The following is a 14,737-nucleotide window of genomic DNA, read 5'->3' on the forward strand; positions in this document are numbered from 1 at the left end:
GCACCCACAATTCATATCCCTGCACGCCCCATGCGCGTCGGGCATAAAAAAAGCAGGCCCACTGGCCTGCTTTTTTTGTCGTCGCGCCCGCTTAAATCGCGGCGTCGTCTTCCTCGCCGGTGCGGATACGCACCACGCGCGCCACGTCGAAAACGAAAATCTTGCCGTCGCCGATTTTACCGGTCTGAGCGGTACGGATAATCGTATCCACGCAGGTATCGACGATATCGTCGGTCACTACGATCTCGATTTTCACTTTCGGCAGGAAATCCACCATATACTCTGCGCCGCGATACAGCTCGGTATGGCCTTTCTGACGACCAAACCCTTTCACCTCGGTCACCGTCATGCCGGTGATCCCGACTTCCGCCAGCGCTTCACGTACGTCATCGAGTTTGAAGGGTTTAATAATCGCATCAATCTTTTTCATGGTGGATCCTTAATTCCTGCCAGCGCCTGCACGGCGATTCAGTTCGCGAAATCGGTTGCTCAAATTACCATACCTTGCAGCGGTTTGGGCACCAAAAACTACTCTTTAAAATCATTCGCCTCAAGCTCGTGGCGAGCCAGCAGTTTATAGAATTCGGTACGGTTACGCCCCGCCATCCGCGCGGCGTGCGTCACATTGCCTTTGGTGATTTGCAACAGCTTGCGCAGATAGTTGAGCTCAAACTGATTGCGCGCCTCGACAAACGTCGGCAGCACGGTGTTCTCGCCCTCCAGCGCCTGCTCCACCAGCGCCTCGCTAATGACCGGCGCGGAGGTCAGCGCCACGCACTGCTCAATGACGTTCACCAGCTGGCGCACGTTGCCCGGCCAGCTCGCCGCCATCAGACGCTTCATCGCATCGGTAGAGAAACTGCGCACGAACGGCTTATGGCGATCCGCCGCCTGACGCAGCAGATGGTTCGCCAGCAGCGGAATATCTTCCGCGCGCTCCTGCAACGCCGGGATCTTTAAATTCACCACGTTCAGGCGATAAAAGAGATCTTCGCGGAACTCGCCGCGCGCCATCGCCTTCGGCAGATCGCGGTGGGTGGCGGAGATAATCCGCACGTTGATATCGATATCGCGGTTGCTGCCGAGCGGACGCACTTTGCGCTCCTGCAAAACGCGCAGCAGCTTCACCTGTAACGGCACCGGCATATCGCCGATTTCATCGAGAAACAGCGTGCCGCCTTCAGCCGCCTGAAAAAGCCCTTCACGGCTGCTGACCGCGCCGGTAAACGCGCCGCGCGCATGGCCGAACAGCTCAGATTCCAGCAACTGTTCCGGCAGCGCGCCGCAGTTAATGGCGATAAACGCGTTTTTAGCGCGCGGGCTGGCGTTATGGATGGCCTGGGCCAGAATTTCTTTGCCGGTGCCGCTCTGGCCGTTAATCAGCACACTAACGTCCGACTGCGCCACCATGTGCGCCTGCTCAAGCAGTCGCAGCATCACGGGGCTGCGGGTGACAATCGTCTCGCGCCACTGCTCGTCGCCTGCGGGCGCGGCATGGGCCAGCGCGTCATCGATGGCTTTATACAGCGCGTCTTTATCCACCGGTTTGGTGAGAAAACTGAAGACACCCTGCTGGGTTGCCGCCACCGCATCAGGGATCGAGCCATGCGCGGTCAGAATGATCACCGGCATGCCCGGCTGGAGCTTCTGGATCTCGGCGAAAAGCTGCATGCCGTCCATTTCATCCATCCGCAGATCGCTAATCACCAGATCGATCTTCTCACGCGCCAAAATGCGCAGCCCTTCATGGCCGCTTTCGGCGGTCTCAACGGTAAATCCTTCGCTGGTGAGCCGCAGGCCCAGCAGTTTCAGCAGGCCCGGATCGTCATCCACCAGCAACAGGCGCGCGGGTTTATGCTGCGTCATGGTTTAGTCTCCTCCTGCGCGGGTGCGGTGTCCTTATCAGCCGGCGCGGCGCCCTCTTTCTCGGCATCCGGGCTGTGGCTGTTGTCCTGAATATAGCCGCCCGCGCTTTTCCGCGTGGAGAGCTGGCGTTCAATATCGGTCAGGTTTTCCAGCTTGCGGGTGGTGAGCTCAAGCTCAGTGCGCAGGTGCCGCTGCTGCTCGCGCAGGGCATCCAGTTCGCTGTCGGTGCTTTCCTGAAGCTTGCTGTAGCGGCCACGCTCTTCCGAAAGCGCAAGCTGCGCCGCCTGGCCGTCGCGCCAGGTTTCATAGAGCGGACGCACATGCGCCGGTATCGCGCCGGAGGTGGCGCTGAGCGTGGTGAGATAGCTGCGGCGTTCGGCAGGCGTTATGCGGGCGTTAGCCAGCAAAATGCCGCGTCGGAAGGCATGCTGCCAGGTATCGTCCGGGAAACGACGCGCCTGCGCGCGCGCCTCGGCGGGCGAAAGGCGTTCCGCGCAGTCCATGCCGCGCAGCCAGAACAGCGGGTTATTTTCGACACTGGTGCCGGAGAGCTGCCAGATGCCGGAACAGTCGGTAAAGAGAAAATCCGCCAGCTGCTGTTCCGGCAGTTTTGGGTCGTGCGTTTGTTTGATATGGCTGGAAACCGGGCTTTGCACGCAGCCTGCCAGAAGGCATGGCAACAGCACGGAACAGGCCCGCGTGCGAAGAGAGAAAAACCGTGTGCCGCGCGAGCGCAGGCTGCGCCATGCGCTTACCAGACGTGAATTCATTTTTTTAATCGTTCCGGGTCAAAGAGCGGTAATTCGATACGAAAACAGACGTCGGCGGTGTCATCTTCAACCAGACGCAGTTCGCCGTGCATACGTCGGATGCAGTCCTGTGCAATGCTCAGGCCCAGGCCGCTGCCTTTCACCGCCCCTTTACGTTGATGGCTTCCCTGATAAAAGGGCTCGAAAATCATTTGCCGTTCCGCCTCAGGAATGGGCGTGCCGGTATTCGCCACCTCAATACATAACGTACTGGCAAGGCGGCGGCTTCGCAGATAAATGGTACCGGATTCACGCCCGTAGTGCACCGCATTGGAGTAGAGATTATCCAGCACGCTCATCAGCAGCATCGGCTCCGCGAGGCAAGGCGCATCGGCAAGCGACACCTCGGTATGCATCATTTTAGCCCGCGCTGGCAGACTGTGTGAGGCGATGACAATCTCCACCAGCGGTGCCAGCTCCACTTTTTCAAGCTCCACCGCGCCGCCTGCGAGTTTACGGTTGTAATCAAGGAGTTGCTCAATGAGCGTTTGCAGATTACGGCTGCTGGTATCGAGAATTTCCACCACCTCGCGCTGCTCCGCGGTCAACGGCCCGACGACCTGATCGGCGAGCAGTTCGGTGCCCTCGCGCATACTGGCGAGCGGCGTTTTTAATTCATGGGAGATATGGCGCAAGAATTGATGACGCTGCGATTCAAGCCAGGCGAGGCGCTCGCTGAGCCAGATAATACGCTGGCCTACCGATCGCAGCTCGCGCGGGCCTTTAAACATCATGGCAGTGCCGAGCGATTTCCCTTCGCCCAGCCGGTTGATCATCCGCTCGATGCCTTTTACCGGGCCGATAATCATCCGCGTGAAGAGCAGCACCAGCGCGAGGCTTGCCAGAAACAGCGCCAGCGCCTGCCAGCCAAACAGTCGCCCGCGCGAGGCGATTTCCTGCTGAAGCTGCTGGCCGCGGGCGTAAATCACCGCTCGGGTGGCCTGCACCAGCCGGGTATTGGTATCCGCGAAGGCTTCCAGACGTGCGGCGGCATCCGGCTTCGGGCCGCTGTTATGACACTCCAGTTGCGCCAGATCCACCAGGCTTTGGCGCAGGGCTTTATAGAGTCTCGCATCAGGCAGCACGCTCGCCTGCGCCTCCAGCATTCGGGAATAGCGCTGACGCTGGCTTTCATAGACTTTCGCCAGCGTCACGTCATCCAGCACGCAGTACTGCCGGTAGCTGCGCTCCATTTCGAGCGCGATATTGGTCATCGCCTCGCTGCGCCGGGCATCCATCTGGGTGAGCGTGTTGGACTGCGCCGCCTGGGCGCTTAACGTATTCAGGCTCTGCCAGGCCTGCCAGGCGAGAAACAGCAACGGCACCATCACCAGTAAGAAAGCCATCATCACCAGTTGGCGAAGCGAGCGGGGAAAAGCAGGCCAGCGTTTCACGGCGTTATTCCGAAGTGATTGCAAAAGCCTGATGCTAACCGACAGCCGCGCCGGTGCAAAGCCAAACGCAAAAAACAACAAAGGCAGGGGATTAACCCTGCCTTTGTGATGGAATCAGGCGGTGCCTTACTCAACGTGTCGCCCGGGTTCTGAAATAGCAGCGCTATGATCAGCAGTTGGACGGCAGGCACCTTTGAGTGCGTCATTCGAAGTTTATGTAGCGCTCGCAATGGGGCTGACATAAGAAGGTGAATGAGCCACTGCGTGTTATTATGCAGTAACCGTGCCAGGTTTACCACATAAATCATAAGTTGCTGTTATGTAATAGTTTTAATTATATGAGACGCTTCAAAGTTTTGCGTTATTTTTCGCCAGAGTGTCGCTAAATCCCAACACTTCCCCTGATGCTTTTTAGGCGCTATATAAATCAATAGCTTACATGTCGCAAATCAGCGACACCACGATCATGCCGCTGTCGCAATTTACCGACACCTGCCGGATTCGCACTCAAAGAAAAAGCGATTAAAAGAAAAAAGGCCTCTTGCGAGGCCTTTATCAGGATAAAACGAGCAGGATTAACCAAGCTGCTTACGCGCGTTGCGGAAAATGCGCATCCACGGGCTGTCCTCGCCCCAGTTCGCCGGGTGCCAGGAGTTCGCCACCGTGCGGAAGACGCGCTCCGGGTGCGGCATCATGATAGTGACGCGCCCGCCTTCGCTGGTCACGGCGGTAATGCCGTTCGGTGAACCGTTCGGGTTCGCCGGATAGGTTTCCGTTACCGCGCCGAAGTTATCAATATAGCGCAGCGCCACCAGCCCTTTGCTTTCAAGCGCCGCCAGATGCGCGTCGTCGCGGACCTCCACGCGGCCTTCGCCGTGGGAAACCGCAATCGGCATATGGGAGCCGGTCATGCCGTCCAGCAGCAGCGACGGGCTGGCCGTCACTTCCACCAGGCTGAAGCGCGCTTCAAAGCGGTCGGACTGGTTACGCACAAAGCGCGGCCACAGTTCGCTGCCCGGGATCAGCTCGCGCAGGTTGGACATCATCTGGCAGCCGTTACAGACGCCGAGCGCCAGCGTCTGCGGACGGTGGAAGAATTCGGTGAACTCGTCACGCACGCGGTCGTTGAAGAGAATGGACTTCGCCCAGCCCTCGCCCGCGCCCAGCACGTCGCCGTAAGAGAAGCCGCCGCAGGCGACGAGCGTGTGAAAATCGCCGAGGCCACGACGACCGGCGAGCAGATCGCTCATATGCACGTCGATGGCGTCAAAGCCCGCGCGGTGGAACGCGGCCGCCATCTCCACATGAGAGTTCACGCCCTGCTCGCGCAGTACCGCGACTTTCGGGCGCGCGCCGGTGGCGATAAACGGCGCGGCGATATCTTCTTTGATATCGAACGTCAGCTTCACGTTAAGGCCCGGATCGCTGTCGTTGGCTTTCGCCTGGTGTTCCTGATCCGCGCATTCCGGGTTATCGCGCAGGCGCTGCATCTGCCAGGTGGTTTCCGCCCACCACATGCGAAGCTGGGTGCGGCTTTCGCTGTACACCACCTTGTCGCCCGCCGTCAGCGTGAAGCGATCGCCCGCGACCGCCTTGCCGAGATAGTGCGTGCATTCGCCAAGACCGTGATCTTTCAGTACGCGCTCTACCTGCTCGCGCTCGGCGGCGGCAATCTGAATCACCGCGCCCAGCTCTTCATTAAACAGCACCGCTAGCGCGTCGTCGCCGAGAGCGGCGATATCCGCTTCAATGCCGCAGTGACCCGCAAACGCCATCTCCGCGAGCGTCACCAGCAGGCCGCCGTCGGAACGGTCGTGGTAGGCCAGCAGTTTACGCTGCGCCACCAGCGCCTGGATGGCGTCGTAGAAGCATTTCAGCTGACCGGCGTCGCGCACGTCGGCAGGCTTGTCGCCGAGCTGACGATAAACCTGCGCCAGCGCCGTCGCGCCCAGCGCGTTCTGGCCATTGCCGAGATCGATTAACAGCAGGGCGTTATCTTCGGTAGTGAGTTCCGGCGTCACGGTGCGACGCACATCTTCCACGCGGGCGAAGGCGGAGATCACCAGCGACAGCGGCGAGGTCATCTCGCGCTGTTCGCCATCCTGCTGCCAGCGGGTTTTCATCGACATCGAATCTTTACCGACCGGAATGGTCAGGCCGAGCTGCGGGCAGAGCTCCTCGCCCACCGCTTTAACGGCAGCATAGAGACCGGCGTCTTCGCCAGGGTGCCCCGCCGCCGCCATCCAGTTGGCGGAAAGTTTCAGGCGTTTGATATCGCCGATTTGGGTCGCCGCAATGTTAGTGAGCGCTTCACCCACCGCCAGACGGGCGGAAGCGGCGAAGTCCAGCAGCGCCACCGGCGCGCGCTCGCCCATCGCCATCGCTTCGCCGTAGTAGCTGTCGAGGCTTGCGGTCGTGACCGCGCAGTTCGCCACCGGCACCTGCCACGGACCGACCATCTGATCGCGCGCGACCATGCCGGTCACGGTGCGGTCGCCAATGGTCACCAGGAAGGTTTTCTCCGCGACTGTCGGCAGATGCAGCACGCGCTTCACCGCATCGGCAAGCGTAATGCCCGTACGGTCAAACGGCTGGCCCTCGGCCTGTAAGCGCGTAACGTCGCGGGTCATCTTCGGTGTTTTGCCGAGCAGAACGTCAAGCGGCATATCCACCGGCTGGTTGTCGAAGTGGCTGTCGTTAAGCGTCAGGTGCTGCGCTTCGGTCGCCTCGCCAATCACGGCGTACGGCGCGCGCTCGCGGCGGCACAGTTCGTCAAACAGCGCCAGCTGTTCGGGCGCCACGGCCAGCACGTAACGCTCCTGGGATTCGTTACACCAGACTTCCAGCGGGCTCATGCCCGGCTCGTCGCTTAAAATGTCGCGCAGTTCAAAACGCCCGCCGCGCCCGCCGTCGCTTACCAGCTCCGGCATGGCGTTGGAAAGGCCGCCCGCGCCAACGTCATGAATAAAGAGGATCGGGTTGGCCTCGCCCAACTGCCAGCAGCGGTCGATCACTTCCTGGCAGCGGCGCTCCATTTCCGGGTTGTCGCGCTGTACCGAGGCGAAATCGAGATCGGCGTCGGACTGGCCGGACGCCATAGAGGACGCCGCGCCGCCGCCGAGGCCGATATTCATCGCCGGGCCGCCGAGCACGATCAGCTTCGCGCCTGGCGGAATTTCACCCTTCTGCACATGGTCGGCGCGAATGTTGCCGATGCCGCCTGCCAGCATGATCGGCTTATGGTAGCCGCGCAGCTCTTCGCCGTTGTGGCTCGCCACTTTCTCTTCATAGGTACGGAAATAGCCGTTCAGCGCCGGACGACCAAATTCGTTGTTGAACGCCGCGCCGCCAAGCGGGCCTTCGGTCATGATATCGAGCGCGGTAACGATACGATCCGGCTTGCCGAAATCTTCTTCCCACGGCTGCTCAAAGCCCGGAATGCGCAGGTTAGAAACAGAAAAACCCACCAGACCCGCTTTCGGCTTCGCACCGCGGCCCGTCGCGCCTTCGTCACGAATTTCGCCGCCGGAGCCTGTCGCGGCACCCGGCCACGGTGAAATGGCGGTCGGATGGTTGTGCGTTTCCACTTTCATCAGAATGTGCGCCGGTTCCTGATGGAACGCGTAGCGGCCCGCTTCATGATCGGCGTAGAAACGGCCCACGGAAGAGCCTTCCATAACCGCCGCGTTATCTTTATACGCGGAGAGCACGAAATTCGGGGTCTTCTCGAAAGTGTTTTTAATCATTTTAAACAGCGACTTCGGCTGTTTTTCGCCGTCGATAACCCAGTCGGCGTTAAAAATTTTGTGACGGCAGTGCTCAGAGTTGGCCTGCGCGAACATGTAGAGTTCGATGTCGTTCGGGTTGCGCCCCAGGCGGGTGAACGCGTCATGCAGGTAGTCGATTTCATCTTCTGCCAGCGCCAGCCCCAGACGCACGTTAGCGTCCGCCAGCGCCTGACGGCCCTGCCCCAGCAGATCCACGCTCTGTACCGGCGCGGGTTCGTGGTGCGCGAATAGCTGCGCGGCGTCTTCCAACGCGCCGAACACGCTCTCCATCATGCGGTCATGCAGCTCTGCCGCAATCTGGCGCCAGGCGTCGTCGCCCGCGGTGGGATCCACATCGAGGTAATACGCCACGCCGCGCTCCAGGCGTTTGACCTGGGCGAGCCCGCAGTTATGGGCGATGTCTGTCGCTTTGGAGGACCAGGGAGAGATAGTGCCAGGGCGCGGCGTTACCAGCAGCAGACGGCCCAACGGCGCGTGGCCAGTAAGGCTCGGCCCATATTTCAGCAGGCGCTCAAGGCGCGCGTGCTCTTCGGCATTCAGCGGTGCGGCGAGGTCAGCAAAATGGACATACTCGGCATAAAGGGTTTTCACCGGGAGGTGAGCGTCTTTGAAACGAGCCAGCAGTTTGTTAATACGAAATGCCGACAGAGCGGGCGAACCACGCAGAATTTCCATCATCTAATCTCTCGTCTTCGAAGCGCCGGAGGGCACCTCAGTGGGCGCAAGGGGGAAAACGGGCGTCATTATAAAGAATCCGGCGCGCTGACGAAACCGTTTGCGTAGAAATAAAATCCCGCCGTCGCGTTAACGTTTGGTGTGGCCGATTCCTCTAATTAGTTGCCAAGTGGCGCTTTGTTACGCAAAATGCCGCTCCATGCCATTCAAACGAAACGGTTTACTAACGATTGTTCGCTGAGCCCCGAGGCAACGCAGAGAATTAACTAATTGAAAAAATTAAAGCTTAATTATCTGCTCATCGGCGTCGTTACCCTGCTGCTGGCAGTGGCCTTGTGGCCGGCCATTCCCTGGTCCGGCAAAGCCGATAACCGTATCGCCGCGATCCAGGCGCGGGGGGTTTTGCGCGTCAGTACCATCGCCACGCCGCTGACGATGTATTCCGCCGGCGAGACGATGTCCGGGCTTGATTACGAGCTAAGCCAGGCCTTCGCCGACTATCTCGGCGTGAAGCTTAAAATCACCGTGCGCCAGAACATCAGTCAGCTCTTTGACGATCTCGACAATAACGACGCCGATCTTCTCGCCGCAGGCCTGGTCTATAACGAAGCGCGCAGCCAGCACTATCAGGCTGGCCCTATCTATTATTCCGTCTCGCAGCAGATGGTTTACCGCGTCGGCAGCCTGCGTCCGCGAAGCCTCGCCAGTATTAAAGAGGGGCAACTGACCATTGCGCCGGGCCACGTGGCGCAAAGCGAGCTGGAACAACTCAAAGCAAGCAAATACCCGGATTTAACCTGGCGCGTCGACCCGAAACTCAGCAGCAACGAGCTGATGCTGCAGGTGGCTCAGGGCACGCTGGATTACACCATCGCCGATTCGGTCGCCATCGGCCTGTTCCAGCGCGTTCACCCGCAGCTTGCGGTCGCGCTCGATCTCAGCGATGAGCAGCCCGTGACATGGTTCAGCCGCCGCAGCAGCGATAACTCGCTCTCGGCCGCGCTGCTCGATTTCTTCAATCAGATTAACGAAGACGGTACGCTGGCGCGCCTGGAAGAGAAGTATCTGGGCCACGGCAATGATTTCGATTACGTAGATACCCGCAGTTTCCTGCGCGCCGTGGACAGCGTGCTGCCGGAGCTGCAGCCGCTCTTTGAGAAATACGCGACGGATATCGACTGGCGACTGCTGGCGGCCATCTCGTATCAGGAATCCCACTGGGACAGCCAGGCCACCTCGCCTACCGGCGTGCGCGGTCTGATGATGCTGACGCGCAATACGGCGCAAAGCCTGGGGCTGACCGATCGCCTTGATGCCGAGCAGAGCATCAGCGGCGGCGCGCGCTATCTGAAAGATATGATGAGCAAAGTGCCGGAAAGCGTTCCGGAAGAGGAGCGGATCTGGTTTGCGCTGGCAGCGTATAACATGGGCTACGCGCATATGCTGGACGCCCGCGCGCTGACGGCAAAACAAAAAGGCAACCCGGATAGCTGGTCTGATGTAAAACAGCGGCTGCCGCTGTTAAGCCAGCGCCCCTATTACAGCAAGCTCACCTATGGCTACGCGCGCGGGCATGAGGCTTACGCCTATGTGGAAAATATCCGTAAATATCAGATAAGCCTGGTCGGTTATCTGCTGGAGAAGGAAAAGCAGGCCGCCGCGGCAGCGCAGCCTAAGCTTGTGCAGAGTTACCCGACGAATATTACGCCGCAGGGTCTGTTCCCGTCGCCCTTTTCGTCGCTTCCTTTAGGGCCTTTTTCTCAAGCCGGCGCTGGCGGAAAAACGCACTCAGCATTGCCGAACACTCTGTCGCCAGTATCCCCTCGATAACCTGCACCTGATGGTTCATGCCGGGATGCCCGGTGATGTCCATCAGCGACCCGACCGCGCCGGTTTTGGCATCACGCGCGCCGAACACCAGCGTGCCGATACGCCCATGCACCATCGCGCCTGCGCACATGACGCACGGCTCAAGCGTGACATACAGCGTGGTATCCAGCAGACGATAATTTTGCAGCACCAGCCCGCCCTGGCGCAGCGCCATGATCTCGGCGTGTGCGGTCGGGTCGTGGCGGCCAATCGGGCGGTTCCAGCCTTCGCCGATAACCTGATTGTTGTGTACCAGCACCGCGCCTACCGGCACTTCTCCCTCGTCCCAGGCGCGCTGCGCGAGCGTCAGCGCGTGGCGAATCCAGTATTCGTGGGTGAGTTCAGTCTGTGACACAAGCTTCTCCGGGAGTATAAGGCGGGCGGCATTATACACACCGTTTATGGGTTGCGAAACGCGCCTTATTCGAGCTGCTGGAGCTGCCCCTGCGGGGTGACGCGCCAGCGGTGCTGGCAAAAGTAAAGCAGCGGGTTATCTTGCTTGCTGTCGCTGTAGCCGCTGTAGAGACGCAGCGGCGTGCCAATCTGGCGCTCCAGCTGCGCTACTTTTTCATGGCCGAGGCAGCGCAGCGTCAGTACCCAGCCACCAAAGCGGCGCTCCATTTGGCTGGCGATGACATTCACGCGCGGCAGCCACGGGGTATCGTAATAAACCTGTTCTACCAGCGTCTGCGGGGAGCCGGTGATGAGCCAGACGTCGGCATCGGTGCTGGTGAGGTAACCGGTCAGGCGCTCATGCACCACCGGAAAGGTGACGACATGGGTGCGAAACCAGTCGGCGAAAGCTTTTTCCAGCGTTTTCAGACGCGCCTCGCTGTGACCGAAGGTACAACCCCAGAGCAACAGACTCATCGGCCAGCGGGCGGCGCGCCCTTTGATTAACAGCCCGCCCAGGATAACGGGCAGCAGAGGAATAACCAGCAGCAGGTTAAGCGGCTGACGCCGCAGCAGATAGCGCATAAAAGTGCCGAACATATCCTGTTGATGCAATGTGCCATCCAGATCGAAAAACACCACCCGACGCTCGTTATTGGCCAAACCTTACTCCTCTGGATCGTTAAAGCCCAGGAACCACGTACACAGAAAACCGGCGATCACCGCTACCAGATAGCCTAACAGATAGAGCATCACTTTTCCGGTCACGATGGTAAGCGCCAGCGGTAGCCCGGAGATGCCAAAAGTGATGACCGTCGCCACTTTAAAGTAGCTGATAATCGCGCCGCCTGCCGCCCCGCCAAGACACGCGCCGATAAACGGCTTGCCGAGCGGCAGCGTCACGCCGAAAATCAGCGGCTCGCCGATACCGAGCAGACCGACCGGCAGCGCGCCTTTGATCACCTTTTTCAGCCGCGCGTTACGGGTTTTCAGCAGCACCGCCAGCGACGCGCCAATCTGCCCGACACCCGCCATCGCAAGGATGGGAAACAGCGCGTTATAGCCGTGCGCCTGAACCAGCTCGACGTGGATTGGCACCAGCCCCTGATGCAGGCCGGTGAGCACCAGCGGTAAAAACGTGCCCGCCAGCACCGCGCCCACCAGCAGCCCGCCTTTATCGATAGCGAGCGACGCGCCATGCGCGATAGTTTCCGAAATCCAGCCGCCGAGCGGTTGCAGCGCCACAATAGCGACCGCGCCGGTAATGAGCGTCGTCAGTAACGGATTGAGGATGAGTTCGACCGACACCGGCAGCAGATTACGCAGCTTTTTCTCAAGCCAGCACATCAGCATGACCACCAGCAGCACGGCGATGACGCCGCCGCGTCCCGGCTGTAACGGCTCGCCGAAGAGCGTAATCTGTGCCAGCTGCGGGCTGGAGAGAATACCCGCCATGACGCCGCCCATCGCCACCGAGCCGCCGAACACCCGCGCGGCGTTAACGCCGACCAGAATGTTCATAATGGCGAACACGGCGCTGCCGAAAATGCCGAGCAACCCCAGCAGATTCGGATAGCTGGTGGCGAAGCCGCCGACGATATCCGGGCGTTTGAGGATATTAATAATCCCGGTAATCAGCCCCGAGGCGATAAACGCCGGGATCAGCGGAATAAACACGTTCGCAAGCTGACGCAGCGCATCGCTCATCGGCGCTTTATAGCGCGCTTTCGCCTGAGCTTTCGTGCGTGCGGCGTCGTCAATCGCCGGTTCGGTGGACGTCGCGCCCTGCATCTGCGCGCGCATCGCATCGACGATTTGCGCGGCGCGTCCGGGGCCGGCAATCAGCTGATGCTGCTCACCCTGTTTCACATAACCGCTGATGCCGGGCAGCGCCTTTAGCGCCGGGAGATCCATCAGGCTCTCGTCGCGCAGCTCCACACGCACGCGCGTCATGCAGTTTTCCAGCCGTAAAATGTTGCCTTCACCGCCCACGCCGTTGAGGATTTGCGTGGCGAGCGTCACCGATTTTTCCATACGTTACGTCCCCTTACGGCTGCAACGCCGCTCTTAAAAAGCCGTTATGCGCCGCGAGACGCGCGTGGGCGGCCTGCGCGTCCAGCCCGGTCAGCACCATTAAAATGGCGGGTTTCACCTCGTACTCGGTCTGCGTGAGCACCGCTTCGGCTTCTTCACGCGTCACGCCGGTCGCTTCCATCACCATCCGGCAGGCGCGATCCACCAGTTTGACGTTGGTCGCTTTCATATCCACCATCAGGTTCTGGTAGACCTTGCCGCACTTCACCATTGCGCCGGTGGAGATCATATTAAGGACGAGCTTCTGCGCCGTACCGGATTTCAGACGCGTGGAGCCGGTAAGCGCCTCCGGGCCGACCACCGGCGAAATAGCGATTTCCGCCGCTTCGGCTATCGGCGAGCCGGGGTTGCAGGAGATGGCCGCCGTCGCGCAACCCAGCGCGCGGGCGTACTTCAGGCCGCCGATGACATACGGCGTGCGGCCTGATGCCGCCAGCCCCACCACCATATCGCGCGCGTTAAGCCCAATGGCTTTAAGATCGTCTTCGCCAAGCTGCGCGTTATCTTCCGCGCCTTCGACGGCTTTCAGCAGCGCGCCGGGGCCGCCTGCGATAAGCCCGACCACCACGCCATGCGGCACGCCGAACGTTGGCGGGCATTCCGAGGCGTCCAGCACGCCAAGACGCCCGCTGGTGCCTGCCCCCATATAGATGAGCCGCCCGCCGCAGGTAAGCGCCGCGGCCGCCGCGTCCACCGCTTTCGCGACCTCCGGCAGCGTTTCACTGACGGCGTGCGCTACCCGCTTGTCTTCTTCGTTAAAACGCCTCAGCATCTCAAGCGTCGGGAGCGCGTCTAGATCCAGGGTATCGGGATTGCGGGTTTCTGAGACCAGCGAGCCAAGATTCATATTGCACCTCTGAATTTTTAATTCATAATGATGACGCTATAATGGAATATAAAATTCAAAGTGGCGAGTAAATTTCCCGGCATTGAAAAGCCGATCACACTTAATCCAGCCGGAGGCGTTGATGAATACCCTGATCCTTATCCGCCAGCGATACCCGACGCTGGCGCAAAGCGACCGAAAACTTGCCGACTTTTTGCTTCAGTTCCCCGACTACGCTCGCCATTTAAGCTCGCAGCAGCTGGCGGCGGAAGCGGGCGTCAGCCAGTCGAGCGTGGTGAAGTTTTCACAGAAGCTCGGTTATAAAGGCTTCCCGGCGCTGAAACTCGCTATCAGCGAAGCGCTCGCGAGCCAGAGCAACATTCACTCGGTGGCGGTACATAACGAGATCCTGGGCGACGACCCGCTGCGCCTGGTTGGTGAAAAGCTCATTAAAGAGAATGTCGCGGCGATGCATGCGTCGCTGGATATCAACCCGGAAGAGAAACTGCTGGCGAGCGTCGGGCTGCTGCGCAACGCGCGGCGCATAGTGCTGACCGGCATCGGCGCGTCAGGGCTGGTCGCGAAAAATTTCTCCTGGAAGCTGATGAAAATTGGCCTTAATGCCGTTGCCGAACAGGATATGCACGCGCTGCTGGCCACCGTGCAGGCGATGGAGCCGGAAGATTTGCTGGTGGCGCTTTCTTACTCCGGCGAGCGGCGCGAAATCAATCTCGCTGCCGACGAAGCGCTGCGCGTGGGCGCACGCATTCTCGCCATTACCGGTTTTACGCCGAACGCGCTGCAACAGCGCGCGACCCAGTGTCTCTATACGATCGCCGAAGAGCAGGCGACGCGCAGCGCGGCAATCTCCTCCACTTCCGCCCAGATGATGCTCGCGGATCTGCTGTTTATGGCGCTGGTGCAGCAGGATCTGGAGAAAGCACCGGGGCGCATTCGTCACAGCGAGGCGCTGGTAAAAAAACTGGTCTGAGTAACAAATGGGCGTATAATGCCCGCCCTGTT

The 14,737-nt window shown here is 60.1% G+C and carries 10 protein-coding genes and 1 pseudogene; 2 read left to right on the forward strand and 9 right to left on the reverse strand.

Translation table 11 applies throughout. The annotated features are described in order from the left end of the window. Nucleotides 1-91 precede the first annotated feature (91 nt). From glnB to purL, 5 genes are all read right to left on the reverse strand, one after another. Nucleotides 92-430: a nitrogen regulatory protein P-II gene (gene glnB, locus ACUW6V_RS15320; protein WP_002438074.1), complete on the reverse strand. Its 339-nt coding sequence runs from the start codon at nt 428-430 to the stop codon at nt 92-94. A gap of 98 nt (nt 431-528) precedes the next feature. Next, a complete protein-coding gene (glrR, locus tag ACUW6V_RS15325) occupies nt 529-1,866 on the reverse strand; it encodes a two-component system response regulator GlrR (RefSeq protein ID WP_007851747.1) in 1,338 nt (445 codons plus the stop codon). After that, nucleotides 1,863-2,636: a two-component system QseEF-associated lipoprotein QseG gene (qseG, locus tag ACUW6V_RS15330; protein WP_041460409.1), complete on the reverse strand. Its 774-nt coding sequence runs from the start codon at nt 2,634-2,636 to the stop codon at nt 1,863-1,865. Before qseG ends, glrR begins: the two co-directional genes overlap by 4 nt. Beyond that, nucleotides 2,633-4,069 (reverse strand): sensor histidine kinase, encoded by a 1,437-nt coding sequence (locus ACUW6V_RS15335; RefSeq protein ID WP_007870066.1) that lies wholly within the window; start codon nt 4,067-4,069, stop codon nt 2,633-2,635. Before ACUW6V_RS15335 ends, qseG begins: the two co-directional genes overlap by 4 nt. 575 nt (nt 4,070-4,644) lie before the next feature. After that, nucleotides 4,645-8,535, reverse strand: a complete 3,891-nt coding sequence (purL, locus tag ACUW6V_RS15340) for a phosphoribosylformylglycinamidine synthase (protein WP_454038566.1) — start codon at nt 8,533-8,535, stop codon at nt 4,645-4,647. A gap of 267 nt (nt 8,536-8,802) precedes the next feature. On the opposite strand from purL, the gene mltF reads away from it, so the two are divergent. After that, the gene (mltF, locus tag ACUW6V_RS15345) at nt 8,803-10,362 is read left to right on the forward strand and encodes a membrane-bound lytic murein transglycosylase MltF (RefSeq protein WP_032988769.1); all 1,560 of its coding nucleotides are present in this window, start codon (nt 8,803-8,805) and stop codon (nt 10,360-10,362) included. Here the strand turns inward: mltF and tadA are convergent. From tadA to murQ, 4 genes and pseudogenes are all read right to left on the reverse strand, one after another. Next, nucleotides 10,322-10,795 (reverse strand): annotated as a pseudogene (gene tadA / locus ACUW6V_RS15350) (tRNA adenosine(34) deaminase TadA); the annotation flags it as partial. The gene mltF and the pseudogene tadA overlap by 41 nt on opposite strands. Nucleotides 10,796-10,821: 26 nt before the next feature. Then, nucleotides 10,822-11,457 (reverse strand): phosphatidylglycerophosphatase C, encoded by a 636-nt coding sequence (yfhb, locus tag ACUW6V_RS15355; RefSeq protein WP_004387389.1) that lies wholly within the window; start codon nt 11,455-11,457, stop codon nt 10,822-10,824. Between the two features lie 3 nt (nt 11,458-11,460). Next, nucleotides 11,461-12,828: a PTS transporter subunit EIIC gene (locus ACUW6V_RS15360; RefSeq protein ID WP_454038567.1), complete on the reverse strand. Its 1,368-nt coding sequence runs from the start codon at nt 12,826-12,828 to the stop codon at nt 11,461-11,463. Nucleotides 12,829-12,841: 13 nt separating this feature from the next. Continuing rightward, nucleotides 12,842-13,735, reverse strand: coding sequence for an N-acetylmuramic acid 6-phosphate etherase (murQ, locus tag ACUW6V_RS15365; protein WP_004387387.1), 894 nt, complete (start codon nt 13,733-13,735; stop codon nt 12,842-12,844). 121 nt (nt 13,736-13,856) lie between these two features. Here murQ and ACUW6V_RS15370 point away from each other — a divergent pair, with 121 nt between their 5' ends. Beyond that, complete coding sequence (locus ACUW6V_RS15370) at nt 13,857-14,705, forward strand: MurR/RpiR family transcriptional regulator (RefSeq protein ID WP_097649177.1); 849 nt, start codon at nt 13,857-13,859, stop codon at nt 14,703-14,705. Nucleotides 14,706-14,737 lie beyond the last annotated feature (32 nt).

This window comes from Cronobacter sp. 153480017-3 (assembly GCF_053627815.1).

Coding starts and splice junctions, on each gene's coding strand:
- glrR (WP_007851747.1), bottom strand. CDS start 1,866: ATGACGCAGCATAAACCCGCGCGCCTGTTGCTGGTGGATGACGATCCG.
- glnB (WP_002438074.1), bottom strand. CDS start 430: ATGAAAAAGATTGATGCGATTATTAAACCCTTCAAACTCGATGACGTA.
- murQ (WP_004387387.1), bottom strand. CDS start 13,735: ATGAATCTTGGCTCGCTGGTCTCAGAAACCCGCAATCCCGATACCCTG.
- ACUW6V_RS15370 (WP_097649177.1), top strand. CDS start 13,857: ATGAATACCCTGATCCTTATCCGCCAGCGATACCCGACGCTGGCGCAA.
- ACUW6V_RS15360 (WP_454038567.1), bottom strand. CDS start 12,828: ATGGAAAAATCGGTGACGCTCGCCACGCAAATCCTCAACGGCGTGGGC.
- purL (WP_454038566.1), bottom strand. CDS start 8,535: ATGATGGAAATTCTGCGTGGTTCGCCCGCTCTGTCGGCATTTCGTATT.
- qseG (WP_041460409.1), bottom strand. CDS start 2,636: ATGAATTCACGTCTGGTAAGCGCATGGCGCAGCCTGCGCTCGCGCGGC.